This is a genomic window from Mesorhizobium sp. LNHC252B00 (assembly GCF_000502955.1).
Lineage (GTDB): Bacteria > Pseudomonadota > Alphaproteobacteria > Rhizobiales > Rhizobiaceae > Mesorhizobium.
This window is the reverse complement of sequence record NZ_AYWO01000015.1, coordinates 185,323-205,548: the sequence shown is the minus strand read 5'-3', so window position 1 is coordinate 205,548 and position 20,226 is coordinate 185,323. Positions and strand designations below refer to the sequence as shown.

Annotated in this window: 14 protein-coding genes, 1 tRNA gene and 1 pseudogene; 10 read left to right on the top strand and 6 right to left on the bottom strand. The window is 62.5% G+C overall.

Annotated features, from left to right (window positions below; all coding sequences use genetic code 11):
* The 4 genes and pseudogenes from X744_RS150975 to X744_RS150990 form a co-directional block, all read left to right on the top strand.
* On the top strand, positions 1-477 hold a 477-nt coding region (locus X744_RS150975; RefSeq protein WP_023760601.1), incomplete at its 5' end, for a DsbA family protein.
* A 105-nt stretch (positions 478-582) separates the two neighbouring features.
* A pseudogene (gene smc / locus X744_RS01000000169975) lies at positions 583-4,051 on the top strand (chromosome segregation protein SMC).
* Positions 4,052-4,260: 209 nt separating this feature from the next.
* Positions 4,261-5,222 (top strand): IS630 family transposase gene (locus tag X744_RS150985; protein WP_156938586.1). Its coding sequence is split into 2 segments (ribosomal slippage): positions 4,261-4,600 and positions 4,600-5,222, totalling 963 coding nucleotides; the frame shifts between segments, so codons are not numbered across the junction.
* 196 nt (positions 5,223-5,418) lie between these two features.
* Entirely contained in the window at positions 5,419-5,811 is a 393-nt protein-coding gene (locus X744_RS150990) for a hypothetical protein (RefSeq protein ID WP_023760598.1), read from the top strand.
* A 217-nt stretch (positions 5,812-6,028) separates the two neighbouring features.
* Here X744_RS150990 and X744_RS150995 read toward each other — a convergent pair whose 3' ends face one another.
* The 3 genes from X744_RS150995 to X744_RS151005 all read right to left on the bottom strand — a co-directional run bounded on the left by X744_RS150995 (position 6,029) and on the right by X744_RS151005 (position 8,891).
* Positions 6,029-8,119, bottom strand: coding sequence for an O-antigen ligase family protein (locus X744_RS150995; protein ID WP_023760597.1), 2,091 nt, complete (start codon positions 8,117-8,119; stop codon positions 6,029-6,031).
* Between the two features lie 224 nt (positions 8,120-8,343).
* Positions 8,344-8,418 (bottom strand) — tRNA-Gln (locus tag X744_RS151000).
* Between the two features lie 128 nt (positions 8,419-8,546).
* Positions 8,547-8,891 carry a VOC family protein gene (locus tag X744_RS151005; protein ID WP_023760596.1) on the bottom strand — a complete coding sequence of 115 codons (345 nt, stop codon included), beginning with the start codon at positions 8,889-8,891 and terminating at the stop codon, positions 8,547-8,549.
* Positions 8,892-9,105: 214 nt separating this feature from the next.
* On the opposite strand from X744_RS151005, the gene ppdK reads away from it, so the two are divergent.
* The 3 genes from ppdK (at position 9,106) to X744_RS151020 (ending at position 14,047) form a co-directional block, all read left to right on the top strand.
* Positions 9,106-11,790, top strand: coding sequence for a pyruvate, phosphate dikinase (gene ppdK, locus X744_RS151010; RefSeq protein WP_023760595.1), 2,685 nt, complete (start codon positions 9,106-9,108; stop codon positions 11,788-11,790).
* 242 nt (positions 11,791-12,032) lie between these two features.
* Positions 12,033-13,136, top strand: a complete 1,104-nt coding sequence (locus X744_RS151015; protein WP_023760594.1) for a glycosyltransferase family 9 protein — start codon at positions 12,033-12,035, stop codon at positions 13,134-13,136.
* Positions 13,137-13,300: 164 nt separating this feature from the next.
* Positions 13,301-14,047 (top strand): polysaccharide deacetylase family protein, encoded by a 747-nt coding sequence (locus X744_RS151020; protein ID WP_023760593.1) that lies wholly within the window; start codon positions 13,301-13,303, stop codon positions 14,045-14,047.
* A 174-nt stretch (positions 14,048-14,221) separates the two neighbouring features.
* Here X744_RS151020 and X744_RS151025 read toward each other — a convergent pair whose 3' ends face one another.
* Both X744_RS151025 and X744_RS151030 read right to left on the bottom strand, forming a co-directional pair.
* Positions 14,222-14,611 carry a DUF427 domain-containing protein gene (locus tag X744_RS151025; RefSeq protein WP_023760592.1) on the bottom strand — a complete coding sequence of 130 codons (390 nt, stop codon included), beginning with the start codon at positions 14,609-14,611 and terminating at the stop codon, positions 14,222-14,224.
* A gap of 145 nt (positions 14,612-14,756) precedes the next feature.
* Entirely contained in the window at positions 14,757-15,113 is a 357-nt protein-coding gene (locus tag X744_RS151030; protein WP_023760591.1) for a hypothetical protein, read from the bottom strand.
* 180 nt (positions 15,114-15,293) lie between these two features.
* On the opposite strand from X744_RS151030, the gene X744_RS151035 reads away from it, so the two are divergent.
* Together X744_RS151035 and X744_RS151040 are read left to right on the top strand one after the other, a co-directional pair.
* Entirely contained in the window at positions 15,294-16,922 is a 1,629-nt protein-coding gene (locus X744_RS151035) for a fatty-acid--CoA ligase (RefSeq protein WP_023760590.1), read from the top strand.
* 205 nt (positions 16,923-17,127) lie between these two features.
* A complete protein-coding gene (locus X744_RS151040; RefSeq protein ID WP_023760589.1) occupies positions 17,128-17,913 on the top strand; it encodes a DUF1499 domain-containing protein in 786 nt (261 codons plus the stop codon).
* A 70-nt stretch (positions 17,914-17,983) separates the two neighbouring features.
* Here X744_RS151040 and X744_RS151045 read toward each other — a convergent pair whose 3' ends face one another.
* Complete coding sequence (locus tag X744_RS151045; RefSeq protein ID WP_023760588.1) at positions 17,984-18,982, bottom strand: LacI family DNA-binding transcriptional regulator; 999 nt, start codon at positions 18,980-18,982, stop codon at positions 17,984-17,986.
* A 191-nt stretch (positions 18,983-19,173) separates the two neighbouring features.
* On the opposite strand from X744_RS151045, the gene X744_RS151050 reads away from it, so the two are divergent.
* Positions 19,174-20,214 (top strand): ABC transporter substrate-binding protein, encoded by a 1,041-nt coding sequence (locus X744_RS151050; RefSeq protein WP_023760587.1) that lies wholly within the window; start codon positions 19,174-19,176, stop codon positions 20,212-20,214.
* Positions 20,215-20,226 lie beyond the last annotated feature (12 nt).

The following is a 20,226-nucleotide window of genomic DNA, read 5'->3' as shown; positions in this document are numbered from 1 at the left end:
GCCAAGGTCACCATCGTCGAATACGCCTCGATGACCTGCCCGCACTGCGCGCATTTCGCCGAGACCACCTTTCCGGAACTGAAGACCAAGTACATCGACACCGGCAAGGCGCGCTACATCCTGCGCGAATTCCCGTTCGATCCGAGCGCCGAAGCCGGTTTCATGCTGGCGCGCTGCGCCAAGGATAACTATTTCCCGATGGTGGATGTCCTGTTCAGGCAGCAGGCGAACTGGGTCGGCGTCCAGAACACCAAGGATGCGCTGCTGCAAATCTCGAAGCTCGCCGGTTTTACACAGGAGTCCTTCGAGGCCTGCTTGACGGACCAGAAACTTCTGGACGATGTGAGATCGGTCCAGAAGCGCGGCGCTAATGAATTCAAGGTCGACTCGACACCGACCTTCTTCATCAACGGTAAGACCTACAAGGGGGCGATGTCGATTGAGGAAATGTCGGCCATTATCGACCCCTTGCTCTGACATACGGTCAGCGCTGAGGCGGCGCCGCTTCGGCGCGCGCCGCGTCTCGTTGTGCCGTGAATTCCCATCGCAAAACCGTGCAAACCCGCTTGATAGGCTGCGCGAATGAAGTTTTCGCGCCTTCGCCTTCTCGGTTTCAAGTCTTTCGTCGAGCCCGGTGAGTTCGTCATCGAACGCGGACTGACCGGCATTGTCGGGCCGAACGGCTGCGGCAAGTCGAACCTTGTCGAGGCTCTGCGCTGGGTGATGGGCGAAAGCTCCTACAAGAATATGCGCGCGTCCGGCATGGACGATGTCATCTTTTCCGGCTCGGGCACGCGCCCGGCACGCAACACCGCCGAAGTCACGCTTTTCCTCGACAACAGTGACCGTAGCGCGCCCGCGGCCTTCAACGATGCCGACGAACTGCAGGTGTCGCGCCGCATCGAGCGCGAGGCGGGCTCGCTTTATCGCATCAACGGCAAGGAAGCGCGCGCCAAGGACGTGCAGCTTCTGTTCGCCGACCAGTCGACCGGCGCGCGTTCGCCGTCGATGGTCGGTCAGGGCCGTATCGGCGAACTGATCCAGGCCAAGCCGCAGGCGCGCCGCGCACTGCTCGAAGAAGCGGCCGGCATTTCCGGCCTGCACACCCGCCGCCATGAGGCCGAACTGCGGCTGAAGGCGGCCGAGCAGAACCTCGAACGGCTGGACGACGTCGTCGGTGAACTGGAAAGCCAGATCGAAAGCCTGAAGCGCCAGGCGCGCCAGGCGTCCCGCTTCAAGAACCTGTCGGCCGACATCCGCAAGGCCGAAGCAACGCTCCTGCATCTGCGCTGGACACTGGCCAAGACGCAGGAGGGCGATGCGCGCTCGGCGCTTGCGGTTGCCACGGCGCTTGTCGGCGACCGCGCCGCCGCACAGATGGCCGCCGCCCGCGAGCAAGGCATCGGCGCTCACCGCCTGCCCGATCTGCGCGACGCGGAAGCCGCCGCTGCCGCTGCCTTCCAGCGCCTGTCGATCGCCAAGTCGCAGATCGAGGAGGAAGCCGGCCGTATTCGCGCCCGTCAGACCGAACTCGAGCGCCGGCTGCAGCAACTCGACGGCGACATCGCCCGTGAGGAGCGCATGGTCCGCGACAATGCGGACATCCTCGAACGCCTTCGCACCGAAGAAGCCACGCTGAATTCCGAAAACGCCGGTGCGGCCGAGCGCGAGGCCACCACCCGCGCCGCTTTCGAACAGGCGGCATCGACGCTTTCGCAAAGCGAATCCAAGCTCGCCTCGCTGACCGCCGAGCGGGCGGAGGCCGCCGCCGCACGCAACCAGATCGAGCGGACGCTGCGCGACACCGCCGAGCGCCGCGACCGCTTCGGCCGTCAGCTTGCCGATGTCGACCGCGAATTGTCGGAGATACTCTCCAAGGTCGCCGGCCTGCCGGATCCGGCCGAGAAGCGCGTGCTGGTCGAACAGGCCATGGCGCTGCTGGAGGAAGCCGAGGCTGCCGTATTGGAGACCGAACAGTNTCGGTCATCGATGCGCGCGCTACCGAGAGCTCTGCCCGCCCACCGCTTCAGGATGCCAGGGCCGAACTGGCACGGATCGAGACGGAAGCGCGCACGCTGGCCAAGATACTCAATGCCGCCAGCGGCGACCTTTTCCCGGCCGTGCTGGAGCAGATCAGTGTCGATCGCGGTTTCGAGACGGCGCTTGGTGCGGCCCTTGGTGAAGACCTCGACGTGCCGCTCGACCGCAGCGCACCGGTGCATTGGGGCGAAAGCGGAATCCAGCCCGGCGACGCGGCTCTGCCCGAAGGCGTCAGGAGCCTTGCCAGCGTGGTTCACGCGCCGGCACAACTGGCCCGACGCCTGGCGCAGATCGGTATCGTCGAGCCGGGCGATGGCCGCCGCCTGCAGGCGCTCCTTGCTCCCGGCCAGCGGCTGGTCAGCCGCGAGGGCGCGCTGTGGCGCTGGGATGGCTTTACCGCCAGCGCCGACGCACCGACCGCCGCCGCACAGCGGCTGGCGCAAAAGAACCGGCTGGCCGAACTCGATGCCGAGGCGATACAGGCGANCAGGCGACGCTCGTCCTGCGCCAGGCCGAGGAGGCGCTTGCGCAGGCCGAACAGGCGCTCCGCCTGGCGAGCGAGGCCGAGCGCAATGCGCGCCAGGCCGGTCGTGACGCTCAGCATCGGCTGGACGCTGCCCGCAATGCGCTGGTTGAGGCTGAACGGGCCGGCGGCGAATTGCAGAGCCGCCGCGCGGCACTGGATGAGGCGCGTGCCCGCATCGTCGACAGCTATGAGGAGACCTCGGAAGCCTTCGCCGAGGCGGAAATGCTGCTGCAGGACGCGCCCGATCTCGGCGACCTGCAATTGCAGCTCGAACAGTCCTCGGCCAATGTCGCCCGCGACCGCGCCACGCTTGCCGATGCACGTGCGGTGCACGAGGGTCTGCGGCGCGAAGCCGAGGCACGCGCGCGCCGGCTCGATGCCATTGGCGCCGAGCGCAGCAACTGGCTGGAGCGGGCTGAAAACGCCTCGACGCAGATCGCATCGCTTGGCGAACGCAAAGCCGAAGCCGGGGCCGAACGCGAGCGGTTGGCGGATGCTCCCGATGAAATCGACGCCAAGCGGCGCGCGCTGCTGTCGCAACTCACCGAAGCCGAGACCTTGCGCAAGGCGGCGGCCGATCGTTTGCAGGAAGCAGAGAACCGGCAATCCGAACTGGACAAGGCCGCCACCGGCGCCATCCAGTTCCTGGCCGAAGCGCGCGAGACCCGTGTTCGTGCCGAAGAGCGGCTGACCGCGGCCGACGAACGCCGGCTGGAGGTCGAGGCGCGCATCCAGGAAACGCTGAACACGCCGCCGCATCTGGTCATTAGCCACACCGGTCTGGAGGCTGACAGCCCGATGCCCGACATGGCCGAGATCGAGCGTCAGCTCGATCGGCTGAAGATCGAGCGCGAACGGCTGGGCGCCGTCAACCTGCGCGCCGAGGAAGAGCAGAAGGAGCTTTCCGACCGGCTCGAGGCGATCGTGTCCGAGCGCGAGGACATCATCGAGGCGATCCGCAAGCTCAGGCAAGCAATCCAGAGCCTCAACCGCGAAGGCCGTGAGCGACTGCTCGCCGCCTTCGACGTCGTCAACAGCCATTTCCAGCGGCTGTTCTCGCATCTGTTCGGCGGCGGCACGGCGGAGTTGCAGCTGATCGAATCCGACGATCCGCTCGAGGCCGGGCTCGAAATCCTGGCCCGCCCGCCCGGCAAGAAGCCGCAGACCATGACACTGTTGTCCGGTGGCGAGCAGGCGCTGACGGCGATGTCGCTGATCTTCGCCGTGTTCCTGACAAATCCGGCGCCGATCTGCGTGCTCGACGAAGTCGACGCCCCACTCGACGATCACAATGTCGAGCGCTTCTGCAATCTCATGGACGAGATGGCCAACACCACCGAGACGCGCTTCGTCATCATCACCCACAATCCAATCACCATGGCGCGCATGAACCGGCTGTTCGGCGTGACGATGGCCGAGCAGGGCGTCAGCCAGCTTGTCTCGGTCGACCTGCAGGCCGCCGAAGCGATGCGCGAAGCGAGCTGACGCGGTCCGGCTGTCGACTATCCGCCGTTGCGGTGCATGGCCCAGTTCGCGCACGAGCATGAAGGCGCCGAAACGCAGTTGGACAAGTAGCCAAGGCTTGGCCTCGCTTCCGAGCTAGAGCGGAATGAATTGAGGCTGAATCGGCGTGGGATTCCCTTAGGCGTGCAAATCTGATTCAACCTTCATGCTGGGCAAGGAGGTCAGCATGGATGGGCAAGCCTTACTCGATGGATCTTCGCGAACGGGTTGTTGCGTCAGTTGAGCAGGGTGGCCTGTCGCGGCGGCAGGCGGCAGTGCGCTTTGAGGTTGGGATCAGCACCGTCATCAGATTGGTGAGCCGGTTGCGCGAAACGAACAGTCTTGCGCCCGGCAAGATGGGTGGGCACAGACCGAAGAAGATTGCCGGTGAGCATCGGGAGTGGCTGCTGGTGCGCTGCCGGGCTGCGGATTTTACGCTACGCGGACTTGTGGCCGAACTGGCCGAGCGCGGCCTTGCGGTCGACTACCGCTCGGTGTGGGAGTTCGTCCACGCCGAGAAGCTCAGTCACAAAAAAAGACGCTGATCGCGGCTGAGCAGGATCGCCCGGATGTGGCGCGCCGGCGGGCACAGTGGACCAAATATCAGGACCGTACCGATCCTTCCCGCCTGGTGTTCATCGACGAGACATGGACCAAAACCAACATGGCGCCGCTCAGGGGATGGGCGCCGCGCGGCGAGAGGATCAAAGCCAAGGTGCCACACGGCCATTGGAAGACAATGACCTTCCTGGCGGCGTTGCGCCATGACCGTGTCGATGCACCATGGCTCATCGACGGACCGATCAACGGCGAGCGTTTCCAGCTCTACGTCGACAAGGTTCTCGTCCCCACCCTCAAGCCAGGCGACATCGTCGTCATGGACAATCTCGGCTCGCACAAGGGCAAGGCCGTGCGCCGCGCCATTCGCTCAGCCGGCGCCAGGCTGTTCTTGCTGCCGAAATACTCGCCCGACCTCAATCCTATCGAGAAGCTCTTCGCCAAGCTCAAGCACTGGCTGCGCAAGGCTGCCAAGCGAACAGTCGAAACCGTCTGTGACGCCATCGGCCAAATCCTCGGCGAGGTCACGTCAACCAAATGCCGAAATTACTTCACCGAGGCTGGCTATGCCCAACCTAAATTCATCCCGCTCTAGTTGCAGCCGCAATTCAACGCTCGATCACATCCGATAACATTTGCGTTCCAAGTCATTCAACGCCGGAGTGGCCTCCATATATGCCTTCTCGGGCCGAGGACCGCCGGCCGATGAATGTGCCACTGCGGCTCGACGCGACCAAACGGCCCTTTTGGAAAGCGGCTTCGCCGCTCGCTTCATCAAAGGAGATATCGTCATGCGCACCTTCATGCCAAAAATCATCGCGGCCGCATCGATCTTCGCGGCCATACCGCTTTCGAGCGCCTACGCTGTGCACCGTCACCACAAGGTAAAGGTCGACACCCAGACCACGGCATCGGTGCCAGCGGATCCGGAAGCGAGGGCGGCGTCAGAGCAGTTGCTCAGCGTGAAGCAGGGTATCCGCGTGGCCAGGAAAACTGGCAAGATCACGCAGGATCAAGCCCGCGACCTGATGCAGCAGGCGGATATTATCCAGCACACTGCGTCGACTTCAGCCCGTTCGAAGCTTGGGCAGATCAATGCGCTCGATCAGCGGCTTCAGGCTACCACCGGCCAAGGAACCTACATGGGTGATGGCGCTGATGGCGGCTACTATCCAAACGGCTGACCAACACACGCCCTTCAAATAACGGCCGCCGGCGTGCACGGCTTCCTCAACCACACGCCGGCACCGCGACGCGGCGGTGCGGGCCGGGCTCTTGCAGGGGCGCCCTGTGCGCGGGGCAGGCGGTGGCGCCTTGCGACGATTGCACCGGATCTTTGAAAAAACGACGGAACCATCACTGAGTCAGACCAGTTGGCCGGATGCGGTGCCAGAGCCGGCCCTAGAAATAGGTTCGCGGCGCGACAAGGTTGTTCTGCTGGCGAACATAAAAGCAGTAGAAGCCGAACGCTGCAGCGAACCACATGAAGGCCTCGCCCATAGCCAGCCGGTTGTTTGAATTGGTAAGGATGGTTATGGCGAAGAAGACCAGTGTTGAGATGTAGCAGGACCATGCGGCCGGAGCGATAAGCTTGGTCCGCATGGCCAGCAGAACCTGCCTGGACGACCAAGTGTAGAGGAAGGCAAAGAACGCCAGCCCGACCACACCATAGCGCACCGCAATCTCCAGATAGCCGTTGTGGAAGACGTTTAGGATCATCGGATGATAGGTTCTGTGCTGCCATTCGGTCAGCCAGCTGGAACTGGCTCCGAAGATCGGGTGGCGTTTCCAGATCTCGATCGCATCCGCCCACAGCATCAGCCGTTCCTTGGCTGCAAGCGGCGTCACATCGCTCGCGATGGCTCGGTCGAAGGCTGGGAGGACGCCATGCCTCAAGACATCCGGAACCAAGGCCTTGACGAAGATCATGGTGTCGCCGGCGGTGGACGAGAAGATGTTGTGTGTTGCGACAACGCCGGCCGCCACGATCGCCAGCACGGCACCTGAAACCAACAGTTCGCGGCGATGACCTCTCGCCAGGGTCATGACCGCCAACAAGAGCAGGGCGAGCGCAAGCGCAAGCCAGACGCCCTTCGACCGCATCTCAATGATGTTGACGAGGGCAAACAGCAGGACGGCTGTCGACAGCGCCCAATGCAGGTTCTTGGTTGCTTTCCCGAGGTCCGTTCTCTGGGCCGTGTATGCCATGAACTGCAGCGCGCAAAGGAAGATGAAGCCGGCAGCCACCGACGCGTGGATGGGATTGTTGAAAAGCCGCGGGGTCGGTTGGATACCTTGAAGCATGTCCGAATAGAAGGTGTCCGCCGCCAGGAAGACAAGACTGAGGATCATGAACCAGAATACGAGCCGCGCGGGCTGCCTGACAAACAGCAGAAACGCGAAGCCGGTCGTCGCATAGAACAGCGGAAACATGTAAATGCCTTCGGCGCCACCCAATTGGTGGGTGCCGAAATAGACGATCGCCAGTCGGATGAAGACGTAGAGCGACCAACCCAGACACAAAAAGCCGACCCAACCGATCAGCGGTTTGCTGTAGGTCCACAAATCCACCCTGAACCAGCGGATGACCGCGGCCAGGGCCAGCGCCAGGCCCGCATAGCGGTAGGTGTCGGCCTCGCGCCACACCGCGGAAACCAAGGCGAGAATGGCGAGTGCCGCAAGCAACAAAAGCAGCGTATTGCGCAGCCCGCCGCCCTTGGCGTAGTCCAGGGTTTCTCGCGGCAAAGGGGGGCGCAGCAGGACGTGATGCAGGCGGCGCAGCTCGTCCTTGGCCCGCAACACTCCGGCACTTAGCCGGCTCGGCCCGCCAAGCCTTGCAGATTTATAGCTTCCCGAGGGACCGGCTATGCCAGAGGTCTTGCTGCTGGCCGCGAAGCCAACCACGTTCTGGCGAACTGAATAGATTTTCAGGCCGGTGTCCCAAAAGCGTTCGAGTGCGACATCCCATGGCATTTTCATCACGGCGAGCGCCGACAACAGTCCCTGGGCTCCCTGGCGCGTCACCAGATAGGCGGCGGCCGAACCTTGCGGGCCATGCAGCGCGCGACCGATCTCATCGCCTTCCGTCGTCTCGACTGCGCGCATGAAGAAGCTCATGCGATGGTTGGTCAGCTTGATGGCATCGAAATCCGGCACCGCCGCGATGATGGCTTCGATGCGCCGCATCGTGCTTTCGCTGAAGAGGACGTCGTCTTCGACAATCAGGCCATAGGCGCCGCCACCGGCGAGGAATGTCTCCAGCGCCCGGATATGGCTGCGGTAACAGGCATATTCGCCGGGCAGAATGTCGCGTCCGCTCAGCTTGCGCGCCGCTGGAAGATCGATCTCCGTCCAGTCCTCCTTGGCGAGGGCGCGGCCGTCGACGGCGGCAATGCGCTGCAAGGCCAGGCCGGCCGCTTCGGCGCTGGCGACCAATTCGCTCCAGCGACCGGTCTCGCGATCGAGGTTGATGGCGAAGATAGGAAGGTTCATTGAAGTTCCATGTTGAGCCGCCACCCCTCTTGGTCGAATCTTCGATGACCTTGTATGGAAAAGAGGGAGATGTTCAATACTGTTCAGACTGCATAGTGACGATCCCAGTTTGCCGCGATTTGCACTGGGAGGCTCGAACCACTCCAAACCCAACGGGCCAAAAGTGTTACCCATATCTCCGGTATAAACCGTAACCCATGTGTCCGGAACGGACCTTAAAGGGATGGCTGGGGCGCCAGGATTCGAACCTGGGAATGTCGGTACCAAAAACCGATGCCTTACCACTTGGCGACGCCCCAATTGCCGTCAGAGTCGCTTGTGCGGCGCGTTATTAGCAGAGCAGCCGAAAAGCACAATCCTTATGAGCGACGGTCAGAACGATCAAATTTGGTGAGGCAAAGCAGCGCCGCCGGACGACATGCGACGGCTACTCGGACCACACCGCCATCTCGTTGCCGGCCGGATCGACAAAGTGGAAGCGGCTGCCGCCGGGGAACGCGAAGATCGGCTTTACGACCGTGCCGCCGGCATTTTCGACAGCGCGCAGCGTTTCCTCCAGGTCCCTGCTGTAGAGCACGGGCAGCGGCTTTGCCGATGCTTCCGCGGCATCGGCCTGAAAACCGCCGTCCAGGCCCTCGGCAAAGGCCGAATAGGTCGGTCCATAGTCGGTGAAGGACCAGCCAAAGGCGCCACTGTAGAAGGCTTTGAGCCGGTCCAGCGTTCCGCCGGTCGCCGGCATTTCGAGATAGTCGAGCTTTCCGGACGATTTCATGGGCGTCTGTTTGTTCATGGTTTGTTCTAAACCAAAAGCTGCGCGATGGCAAGTCTTTTTGCCGCATCCTTGGACACGGCTTTTGCTTAATCGATTGTAGGGGCCGGGCGGCTTCGCCGACGCCTTGCCTTTCGCACTGCAGCATCATATCGCTCCAGGGTCGGACCGGCGGAACTACCCGTTTCGCCAATCTCCTGCAACCGGAGAGCAATGCATGACCAAATGGGTTTTCACCTTTGGCGATGGTGCGGCGGAAGGCCGTGCCGGCGACAGGAATCTGCTGGGCGGCAAGGGCGCCAACCTGGCCGAGATGTGCAGCCTGGGCCTGCCGGTGCCGCCGGGCTTCACCATCACCACTGAGGTCTGCAACGCCTATTACGCCAATGGCCGCACCTATCCGGCCGGATTGGAAGCCGATGTCGCGGTTGCGCTCGATCACATCGGACACCTGACCGGCCGCCGGTTCGGCGACCCGTCGAAACTGCTCCTCGTGTCGGTGCGTTCGGGGGCTCGCGCCTCGATGCCCGGCATGATGGATACCGTGCTCAATCTCGGGCTGAACGACGAGACGGTGGAGGCGCTAGCCACCGATTCCGGCGATGCGCGCTTTGCCTATGACAGCTATCGCCGCTTCATCCAGATGTATTCCGATGTCGTCATGGGTCTCGACCACGAGGTGTTCGAGGAAATCCTGGAGGACCAGAAGGGCGGGCTGGGGCATGAGCTCGACACCGAACTGACGGCGCTCGAATGGCAAGGCGTCATCGCGCTCTACAAGGCCAAGGTCGAGGAAGAACTCGGCAAGCCGTTCCCGCAGGATCCGCATGAGCAGCTATGGGGCGCGATCGGCGCCGTGTTCTCGAGCTGGATGAACAACCGCGCCATCACCTACCGGCGCCTGCACGACATTCCCGAAAGCTGGGGCACTGCGGTGAATGTCCAGGCCATGGTGTTCGGCAATATGGGTGAGACATCGGCCACCGGCGTTGCCTTCACCCGCAACCCGTCGACCGGCGACAAGATGCTCTACGGCGAGTTCCTGGTGAACGCACAGGGCGAAGACGTCGTCGCCGGCATCCGCACGCCGCAGAACATCACCGAGGCGGCGCGCATTGCAGCGGGCTCGGACAAGCCGTCGCTGCAGAAGCTGATGCCGGACGCGTTCCGGTCCTTCGTCACCATCTCCGACAGCCTGGAAAAGCACTACCGCGACATGCAGGATCTCGAATTCACCATCGAGCGCGGCAAATTGTGGATGCTGCAGACCCGTTCGGGCAAGCGCACCGCCAAGGCGGCGCTGAAAATTGCCGTCGAGATGGCGCGGGACAGGCTGATCACGAAAGAGGAAGCCGTTGCCCGCATCGACCCGGCATCGCTCGATCAGCTGCTGCACCCTACCATCGACCCCAAGGCTGCGCGTGACGTCATCGGCATCGGATTGCCGGCGTCGCCCGGTGCCGCCACCGGCGAGATTGTCTTTTCCTCCGCTGACGCCGAGGAGTTGAAGACGCAAGGCCGCAAGGCGATCCTGGTGCGCATCGAAACCAGCCCCGAGGACATTCACGGGATGCATGCGGCGGAAGGCATCCTGACCACGCGCGGCGGCATGACCAGCCACGCCGCGGTAGTGGCGCGCGGCATGGGCAAGCCTTGCGTGTCGGGTGCCGGCTCGCTGCGTGTCGACTACAAGGCAGGCACACTGATGGCGATGGGCTCGACCTTCCGCAAGGGCGACATCGTCACCATCGATGGCGGCAATGGCCAGGTGCTGAAAGGCGCCGTGCCGATGCTGCAGCCGGAACTTTCCGGCGATTTCGCCGCCATCATGGAGTGGGCGGACGCGGTGCGCCGCATGAAGGTGCGCACCAATGCCGAAACGCCGCTCGACGCGCGCATGGCGCGCTCCTTCGGCGCCGAAGGCATTGGCCTTTGCCGCACCGAGCACATGTTCTTCGATGGCGACCGCATCGTCGCCATGCGCGAGATGATCCTGGCCGACACCGAAAAGGACCGGCGTACGGCGCTCGCCAAGCTTTTGCCGATGCAGCGTTCGGACTTCCTCGAATTGTTCGAGATCATGGCCGGCCTGCCGGTGACGATCCGCTTGCTCGATCCGCCGTTGCACGAATTCCTGCCCAAGACCGAAGAGGAGGTGGCCGAGGTTGCCGCCGCCATGAAGGTGTCGCCGGACAAGCTCAGGCAGCGCACCGAGGCGCTGCACGAGTTCAACCCGATGCTCGGCCATCGCGGTTGCCGCCTGGCCGTCTCCTATCCCGAAATCGCCGAGATGCAGGCGCGCGCCATTTTCGAGGCGGCCGTCGAGGCCGGCAAGAAGGCCGGCGCGCTTGTGGTCCCCGAAATCATGGTGCCGCTGGTCGGCCTGGTGAAGGAGCTCGACTACGTCAAGGCGCGCATCGATGCGGTTGCCAAGAGCGTCATGGAGGAAACCGGCGTCAACATCGAGTATCTCACCGGCACCATGATCGAACTGCCGCGCGCGGCGATCCGCGCCCATGTCATCGCGCAGTCCGCCGAATTCTTCTCCTTCGGCACCAACGACCTGACCCAGACGACGTTCGGTATTTCACGCGACGATGCGGCCTCGTTCCTGGAGACCTATCGCCAGAAAGGCATAATCGACCAGGATCCGTTCGTCTCGCTCGACATCGACGGCGTCGGCGAGCTGGTGCGCATGGCTGCCGAAAAGGGCAGGGCGACGCGGCCCGACATCAAGCTCGGCATTTGCGGCGAACATGGCGGCGACCCGGCCTCGATCCGCTTTTGCGAAGAGGTCGGCCTCGACTACGTGTCCTGCTCGCCCTATCGCGTGCCGATCGCCAGGCTGGCGGCCGCACAGGCGGCGGTGCGGGTCGCGAGAGCAACTCCAGGAAAACTGTGAAACGGTTTTTCCGGGAAAGCGCGCAGCGCTTTCCCTTGAGGAATTGCGTCAAAACAAAGAGTTAGAGCAGTTCGCCGTTTCGTGAAACGGTGAACTGCTCTAAGTCAGGCCGCGGATAGTCTATCCAGGCTGAGCTTACCGTTTTGTAAGCCAAGTCACACGAACGTGCTGAAGGCATTGCATAATCTCGCCACTGTTCCCGCCCAATTTGCGATTATCCCGCCAATTGTCCCCGGAAGCAGATGTTGCAGACCTCACCCGTGCCGTTCCGCTCTATCCTGGTCATCCAAACGAAGTTCATCGGAGATCTCGTCCTCGCCTCGACATTTGCAGAAAACCTGCGGCTCGAATTCCCCGGCGCCAAAGTCGTATTTCTGTGCGAGGCTAGCTTCGAGAGCTTCGTGATCGCTCATGGCATCGCTTCGGAGGTGGTCACGTTTCGGCGCGCCCGTATGCGCGGCACTAACCTCGAGCGCGGGAAAGAGCTTTACGCCATGGTGCGGGCGTTACGCCGGTTCCGTTTCGACCTGACGATCGACCTGACCGATTCAAAGACGTCGCGCATTGTCAGCGGGCTCGTCAACGCAAAGACCCGCGTCGGCTACAATCCTTCCGAAAGACCCTTGCGTATGCTGGAGCGCCAGCCCGCCAATATCTTTGCCAAGCCCTACGGCTTTGATGGCCAGCATTTTCTGTACCGCTACCTCTCGCCGCTCGAAGCGCTCGGCATCGAACTCCGCAAGGTGATTCCGAGCCTTCAGCCGCTGCCGCTGGAGACGGCGAATGCATTGGCGCTGCTGGGCAAGCACCACCTGCGGCCAAACGCCTTCATCGCCGTGCATGCGGGTGCAAGCTTCGAGGGGCGACGTTGGCAGCCGGAGCGGTTTGCCGCGGCGATCGGCGAGATTATGGGCGAAACCGATCTGGACGTCGTCCTGGTGGGCGGCCCGGACGAGCGGGAGATTGCCGAGCGTATCGTCGCCAGGACCGCGCCGTCGGTCGTCAATCTCGTCGGGGACCTGTCGCTCGAAAGTCTGCTGGCGGTGCTGAAGCAGGCCCGGCTGTTTCTCGGCAACGAGAGCGGCCCGATGCACATGGCTGCCGCCACCGGAACCCCGGTTGTCGGGCTGTTCGGTTTGACGCGTCCGTCGCGCTGGGGTCCTGTCGGCGTGCCCAGCATCTCGCTCCAGCCGCCGATGCCTTGCAACTGCCTGGCCAAGGGCCTCTGCCGCGCGCCGGATCCCAGCAAGGCCTGCTGCGTCTGGGGCCTGGAGGTCAAGCCGGTTGTCGACGCGGTGCGCGAGGTTCTTTCGCGCACCGAAATGAAGCTAGGACGCGCCATCTGACATCGTCGTCGCGCAGCCAACCGCTATCGCCGCAATGGCCTTTTCACCACACGAACGGTCAAATTGTCGCGACAGCCACTTTCCTGCTATCCACCATCCCGATTTCCGCCTTCATGCGGGTCTTGGGATGCCGGCTTGAAACGACCGGTCAGGAATTAGGTTTGATGCGCCTGCTGCGAAAAAATCTCTGCATGATCGCCATGTCGTTGGCGATGGTATCCGCCGGCCATGCCGCGCCGCTCGTCGAGCCCACGCTGCACATCAGGGCGGAGACGAGCGGAGCCGGCCGGGTTGCGCTCACGCTCGATGCCTGCGGCGGACAGACCGACAACCGGATTCTTTCGGCTTTAGTGGAAAACAAGATCCCCGCCACCATTTTCGTGACCGGCATCTGGCTGAAGCGAAACGCCGCTGCCGTCGGGATCATGCGCGCCCATCCCGATCTGTTCGAGCTTGAAAATCACGGCGGCCATCATATCCCGGCGGTCGATACGCCAAGGAAGATCTACGGCATCCGCAGCGCCGGCAGCCCGGATGCGGTGCTGGCCGAGGTCGAATCGGGTGCCGCCGCTCTTGCCGGGACCGGCGAGCCGGCGCCGAAATGGTTTCGGGGCGCAACCGCCGAATACAGCCCGTCGGCAATCGCCATGATCCGCAAGCTTGGCTTCAAGATCGCGGGCTTCTCGATAAACGGCGACGGCGGCTCATTGCTTGGCGCCAAGGAGACCGCGCGGCGCATTGCGGCGGCCAAGGACGGTGACGTGATTATCTCGCACATCAACCAGCCGACCCATGCCGCCGGCGAAGGCGTGGTGCAGGGGCTCCTGGCGCTCAAGGCCAAGGGCCTGACCTTTGTGCGGCTCGACGATGCCAATGCCGATGGCATTGGCGATCACGGCACCACCGACTGACCGGGGCATTGATATTCAGGTGATGCCGGCCTGCGAACGTTGGTTTCCTGCGCTTCCGGTACTCACGGACCAAAAGTCCGCTCCGTTCCGGTTCTCGGAACCCACCATTCTCGACTCGGCCTGACCTGAATCTCAACGCACCTCACGCCGAGTTCGCCTGGGTTCGAAAATCGGTCAGTCCGGCTTGGCTTCGATGCTGACCTTGCTGGCATAGAACGCGCCGTGGTTACGGATCTCTGCCATTTCGTCGAAAGGATGCTCGTAGGCCCACATGGCGTTCTGGCCGGTTTCGCCGGCAGGCAGCACGCTCCAATAGCTTGCGTCGCCCTTGTAGGGGCAATGGCTCGAGTGTTCGGCGCCGGCGAGCTTGCCGAAATCGATGTCGGCGAACGGAATGTAGAAGACCGCGGGATAGGGGGGCTCACTCAGCACCTTGGCCCTCGTGGATGAAGCGATGACCGTGTCTCCGGCGCGCACGGTGACTGTGCCGGCAAACGGCTCGATGGTGATGACTTTGTCGGGATTGCGTTGAAAACCGGGGGCGGGGTTGGTGATCTGGTCCATGCGGGTTCTCCTTGCGTCGATTTTCAGATGTGTCGCGCAAGGGCATTGTTCAAGGCCGGCGGTGGCCATGCACCACGCAGGCCCCAATCGGCCGATAAAGACGGATCGTGCCTCCGAAGCAAATTGAAATACCTGTCGCCAGCAATCAGGCGGCGGCCTTGAACACGTCCATGAGACCGGCATAGGCAGCAGCGATGCCGGCGACCGGGTTGCTGCTCCTCGACGCGGTTTCGACCTTCAATGGGCCGCCGCCGGTCGGCAGGGTGAGCAGCAGGAACTGGCGATTGCCGCCGTCGCCGACGGATGCGGCCGCGACATGCTGGCCTTCGCCGCGGTTCTGGACGCACATCTTGAACAGCAGCGTGCCGCCGACCGCTTCGAGCGCGCCGCCGACAACTTCGACGAATTCGTCTTCGGAAACAGTCTTTGTGCCCGGCACCAGATCGGTCAGACTTTCGGCAAGCGTACTCTCGAGGGCTTTGTCGTCGAGTTGCGCGTCCATGCGAACCTCTTTCAGTCGCCACGCCCCCCTGCCCGTTAACGAAGCTTAACGCCGAGGGATGGCCGGATTGTGGCGGTTTTCCACCAATGCAGCACTCGACCGTCCTGGCGGCTGGACAATCCGGCGGTTCGCTCCACAATGGCCCGAAAAGCGCACGCAAAAGCGCGAAGGGAGGATCGAATGCTGGGATTGATGCAGGAATGGCCGCTGCTTTGCCACAAGCTCATCGACAATGCCGAGCGGCAGCATGGCATGCGCGAGATCGTGTCGCGATCGATCGAGGGGCCGATCGTGCGCACCACCTACGCCGACATCCATCGTCGCGCCCTGAAAGTCGCCCAGCGGCTGGAGCGTGACGGCTATCGCCTGGGCGATCGCATCGCCACGCTCGCCTGGAACACCGCGCGCCACATCGAGGCCTGGTATGGCATCATGGGCATCGGCGCCATCTACCACACACTCAATCCGCGGCTGTTTCCCGAGCAGATTGTCTGGATCATGAACCATGCCGAGGACAAGGCTGTCTTCGTCGACCTGACCTTCCTGCCGCTGCTCGAGAAGATCGCCGGCGCCGTCAAGTCGCTGAAACGGGTGATCGTGCTGACCGACAAGGCACACCTGCCGCAGACGACACTGCCCAACGTGGTCGCCTACGAGGACTGGCTAAACGAGGCGGATGGCGACTTCGCCTGGAAGACCTTCGACGAAGGCACCGCCGCCGGCATGTGCTACACGTCGGGGACAACCGGCGATCCGAAGGGAGTCGTCTACAGCCATCGTTCGAACGTGCTGCACGCCATGATTGCCGCCATGCCCGATGCCATGGGCCTGTCGTCGCGTGATACGATCTTGCCGGTCGTGCCGATGTTCCACGCCAATGCATGGGGGCTCGGCCAAAGCGGACCGATGATCGGCGCCAAGCTGGTCATGCCTGGCTGCAAGATGGACGGCGCCTCGATCTATGAACTGCTCGACACCGAGAAGGTGACCTTCAGCGCCGCCGTGCCGACCGTCTGGATGATGCTGCTGCAGCATCTGGAGGAGACCGGCAAGAAGCTTCCCTATCTCAACAAGGTCGTCATCGGCGGCTCGTCCTGCCCGCGCGCGATCATGTCCAAGTTTCAGCAGAACTACGATGTCCAGGTCATCCATGCCTGGGGCATGACCGAAATGTCGCCGCTCGGCACGCTGTGCACCTTGAAGCCGGACTATGCCGGTCTTGAAGGTGATGCCCGGCTCGACGTCCAGCAGAAACAGGGCTATCCGCCCTTCGGCGTCGAAATGAAGGTGACCGATGACGACAACAAGGAACAGCCCTGGGACGGCAAGACATTTGGCCGCCTGAAAGTGCGCGGACCGGCCGTTGCCCGCGCCTATTACGGCGGTGCGGGCCCAGAACAGTTCGACGAGGACGGCTGGTTCGACACCGGCGACGTCGCTCACATCGACGCCGGCGGCTATATGCAGATCACCGATCGCGCCAAGGACGTCATCAAATCCGGCGGCGAATGGATTTCGACCATCGACCTCGAGAACCTGGCTGTCGGCCACCCCGATGTCGCCGAGGCTGCCGCCATCGGCGTTTGCCATTCGAAATGGGGCGAGCGGCCGCTGCTGGTCGTCGTCCGCAAGCCGGGCAAGGAACCGACCAAAGCGGACATTCTCGGCTTCATGGACGGCAAGGTGGCCAAATGGTGGATGCCGGACGATGTCGCCTTCGTCAGCGAAATTCCGCACACCGCCACTGGCAAGATCCAGAAGATCACCTTGCGCCAGCAGTTCAAGGACTATCGCTTGCCGACGGATTGACGGGGTGTCGCGCGTTTCGGCTTCAAGCGGCCGCAAAAAGGCACTAGAGCAATTCCAGGAAAAGTGTGAAGCGGTTTCCCGGCAAAAGCGCCTAGCGCTTTCCCTTGGGAATTGCGTCAAAACAAGGCGATGGAGCGGTTTGCCGGTTCCGCGAAACGGTGAACCGTTCTAAGTCTCCGTTCGGGTAGGGGCAGCACAGAAAACGATGGTTAGCATTCCTGAACGGCAAACGTCGAGGGCGGCCGGCTGGTCGCGGCGCACGGCCGCTTTTTCGGCGGTGCTGCTGCTGACCGTTTTCGTCGGCCACCGCTTCGATCTCGTCGAAACGCCGGCCTTCCTGTGGGTGCTGGGCATTGTCGCGTTGCTGGCGGCCTTGGCGCTGTTGTTTGCCGGATTCGCCTTTTCGCGGCTATGGAACTTCGGCGACCGCGGCGGCCGCGACCTGACGGTCGGCACCCTCCTGGCGCTGCTGGTGCTCGCACCCTACGGCGTCGCCGCCTACTGGGCGTCAATCTACCCGCCGCTCAGGGATATCTCGACAGATTTTGACGAGCCGCCGGCGCTCGACGTGGGTGACCGGACGAAAGAAATGAACGTGCTTTCCCCGTCGACGCCTGGCGAACAGCGGCTGCAGACCGATAGCTATCCGCTGGTCAGTGCACGCAGCTACGCCCTGCCATTCGAGACTGTCGTCAATGCCGTCGAAACCGTCCTTGACCGGCGCGATTGGGATTTGTCCGAACCCTATCCTGACCTCGCCGGGCAAAACGATGTCACCATCACCGCCGTCGCCAAGGGGTTCGTGATCGGTCTTCCGGCCGATATTGCGATCCGCGTGACCGACGATGGCGATGCGGTCATCGTCGACATGCGGTCAGCTTCGCGATACGGCCGCTTCGATCTCGGCGACAACGCCGCGCGCATCGTCGATTTCCTCGCCGAACTCGACCAGGAAGTCGCCGGTCAGGTTGGTGCGGCGCCCGCCGAGTGATGTTTCAGAACTGGTTGTAGTTAGGCCGATCCGCCTCGACCGCGGAGATGCGGCTTGAGCCTGCGGCCGACTATTCGGCGGGCTCGTATCTGCCCTGCAGCAAGATCGCCGCCGCCGGCCCAAGCGGATTGACGATCCGGCTCTCCAGGACTTCGATAAGCTTGCGTCCAACCGCCGCCATATCCACGAAATGAACACCGATCTTTGCCGGCAGGAAGCGTGCCAGCCGCGTGCTGTCGCGACTGACAATGTGGACGTCGTTGCCTGGCACGAGACCTCTTCTGCCAAGAGCATGTAACGCTCCTAGAAGGCCCAGTTCGTTGGCGCATGCCAAGCCTGTCGGCGGATCTGACGACGCCAGCATGCGATCGAACCAGGCTGCACTCAATTCCATCGTGAACATGCCGTGACCGATCAGTGATTGGTCGATTGGGATGCCGGCCTCGGCCATTGCCCTTCCATACCCGGAAAGACGCATGGCACTCGTCTGATCTTCCGGAACGAGAAGTTGCAGTGCAATGCGTCGACAGCCCTTTTCCATCAGCCGCCGGGTCGCCTCGTAGGCGATCTGTTCGTTGTCGATATCAACATAAGGATATGCGACATCCACGTCGGTTCTTCCGAACGCGACAAATGGCATGCGTTGATCCAGCAGCAGCTTGACGCGCGGATCGCCCGACACCATGCGCGTAATGATCAGTCCGTCTGTGCTGCGCGCCTGAAGCTGCCGTTGCACACTCTCAACGGGATCGTCGTCGGGAGTCGTGGAATAAATGGACAAACTATAACCGGCTTGCCGGGCAGCCAGCGTCATGCCTTCGATCAAGGGAAGCTTCAACAGATCGGACAGATGGTCTCGTGTCTCCATCGGGAGCACTGCCGTCAGCGTCAGTGTCCGACCGGTTTTCAGCGCACGACCATGATGATCTGGCACATAGCCAACCCGCTTAGCCACCTCCTTGACGCGGGCTATGGTCGAGGGCTGTACTTCCGGCCCATCCTTCAGAGCGCGTGACACCGTGGTTACCGATAGGGAAAGTTCCGCCGCGATCTGCTTTAGGTTGGCCATTGTTCGCCCGACTTCGAAAGCGCCGGCTGATTGCTGACCTCCATAGCGTTACCGGATTCGACATCCCGGTCAATCCGAACTCCCGTAGAAACCAGCTTGACTCCCTTGCATTAAGGTGAAATCGTAACGTTACGATTACAAATAAACGGGCCTTTCAGGCACCATTCGTAAAAGATTGGGGAGGAGAACCTATGTCTTGGCTACGCATTTCCTTAACAGCATTCGCAGTCTCGGCAGCCTTGCCCGTCTATGCCCAGACAGTCACCATCACGACCGCGGGCGGCGACTATGGCAACGCCATGAAGGAGGCCATGTGGGCCCCTGCTGCAAAAGAGCTTGGCTATGATGTCCGCGAGGAGACCCTAAGCGACGGCTTGGCCGCCCTGAAGATGCAGGTCACCTCGGGTGCGGTCACAACCGACGTCATTCACCTGGGCTCACCGGAAGGCGCGCAGGCCGCCGCACAATCGCTGCTGGAGCCGCTCGACTACAAGATCATCGACCCAAAGGCCGTGCCGGCTGGCGCAAAGTCCGACTACTGCTATCCGTTCGACTCCTATGGCACCGTCTTGTCGTGGAACACCAAGACCTATGGCGAGAACCCGCCGAAGACATGGGCGGAGTTCTGGGACGTTGCCAAATTTCCTGGCCGTCGTGCGCTGCGTGCCAATGCCCAAGACTCGATTGAGATCGCGCTGCTCTCCGATGGCGTGGCACCGGCGGACGTCTATCCCGTTCTCAGCACGCCGGAGGGTCTGGATCGTGCCATCAAGCGGCTTGAAGCAATCAAACCAAATGTCGCCGTGTGGTGGACCTCGGGAGCGCAGTCGGCGCAGTTGCTGAAAGATGGTGAGGCGGATTTGGTCGTTACCTGGAACGGGCGGGCCCAAACCGTGAAAGCGGATGGCGGCGCGGCTGACTACACGTTCAAGGGTTCGGTCATTGGCACCGACTGTCTTGCGGTGCCGAAGGGGGCGCCGAACAAGGAAGCAGCTATGAAGCTCATCGCGGCGATGACACAGCCCGCGCGCGTGGCGAAGCTGACCGACTTCATAGCCTATGGCCCGGTCAATCCTGCTGGCTATGAGGGTGGCCTTATTCCCGAGGACCGTCTGAAGACCCTTGCGACCGCGCCTGAAAATGCCGGCACTTCGGTGTTTTCGAATTCAGAATGGTGGGTCAAGAACGGTGAGGCCGCCCAAAAAGCCTTCGATGAGATGATGGCCCGCTGAGTCTCAGCTGTA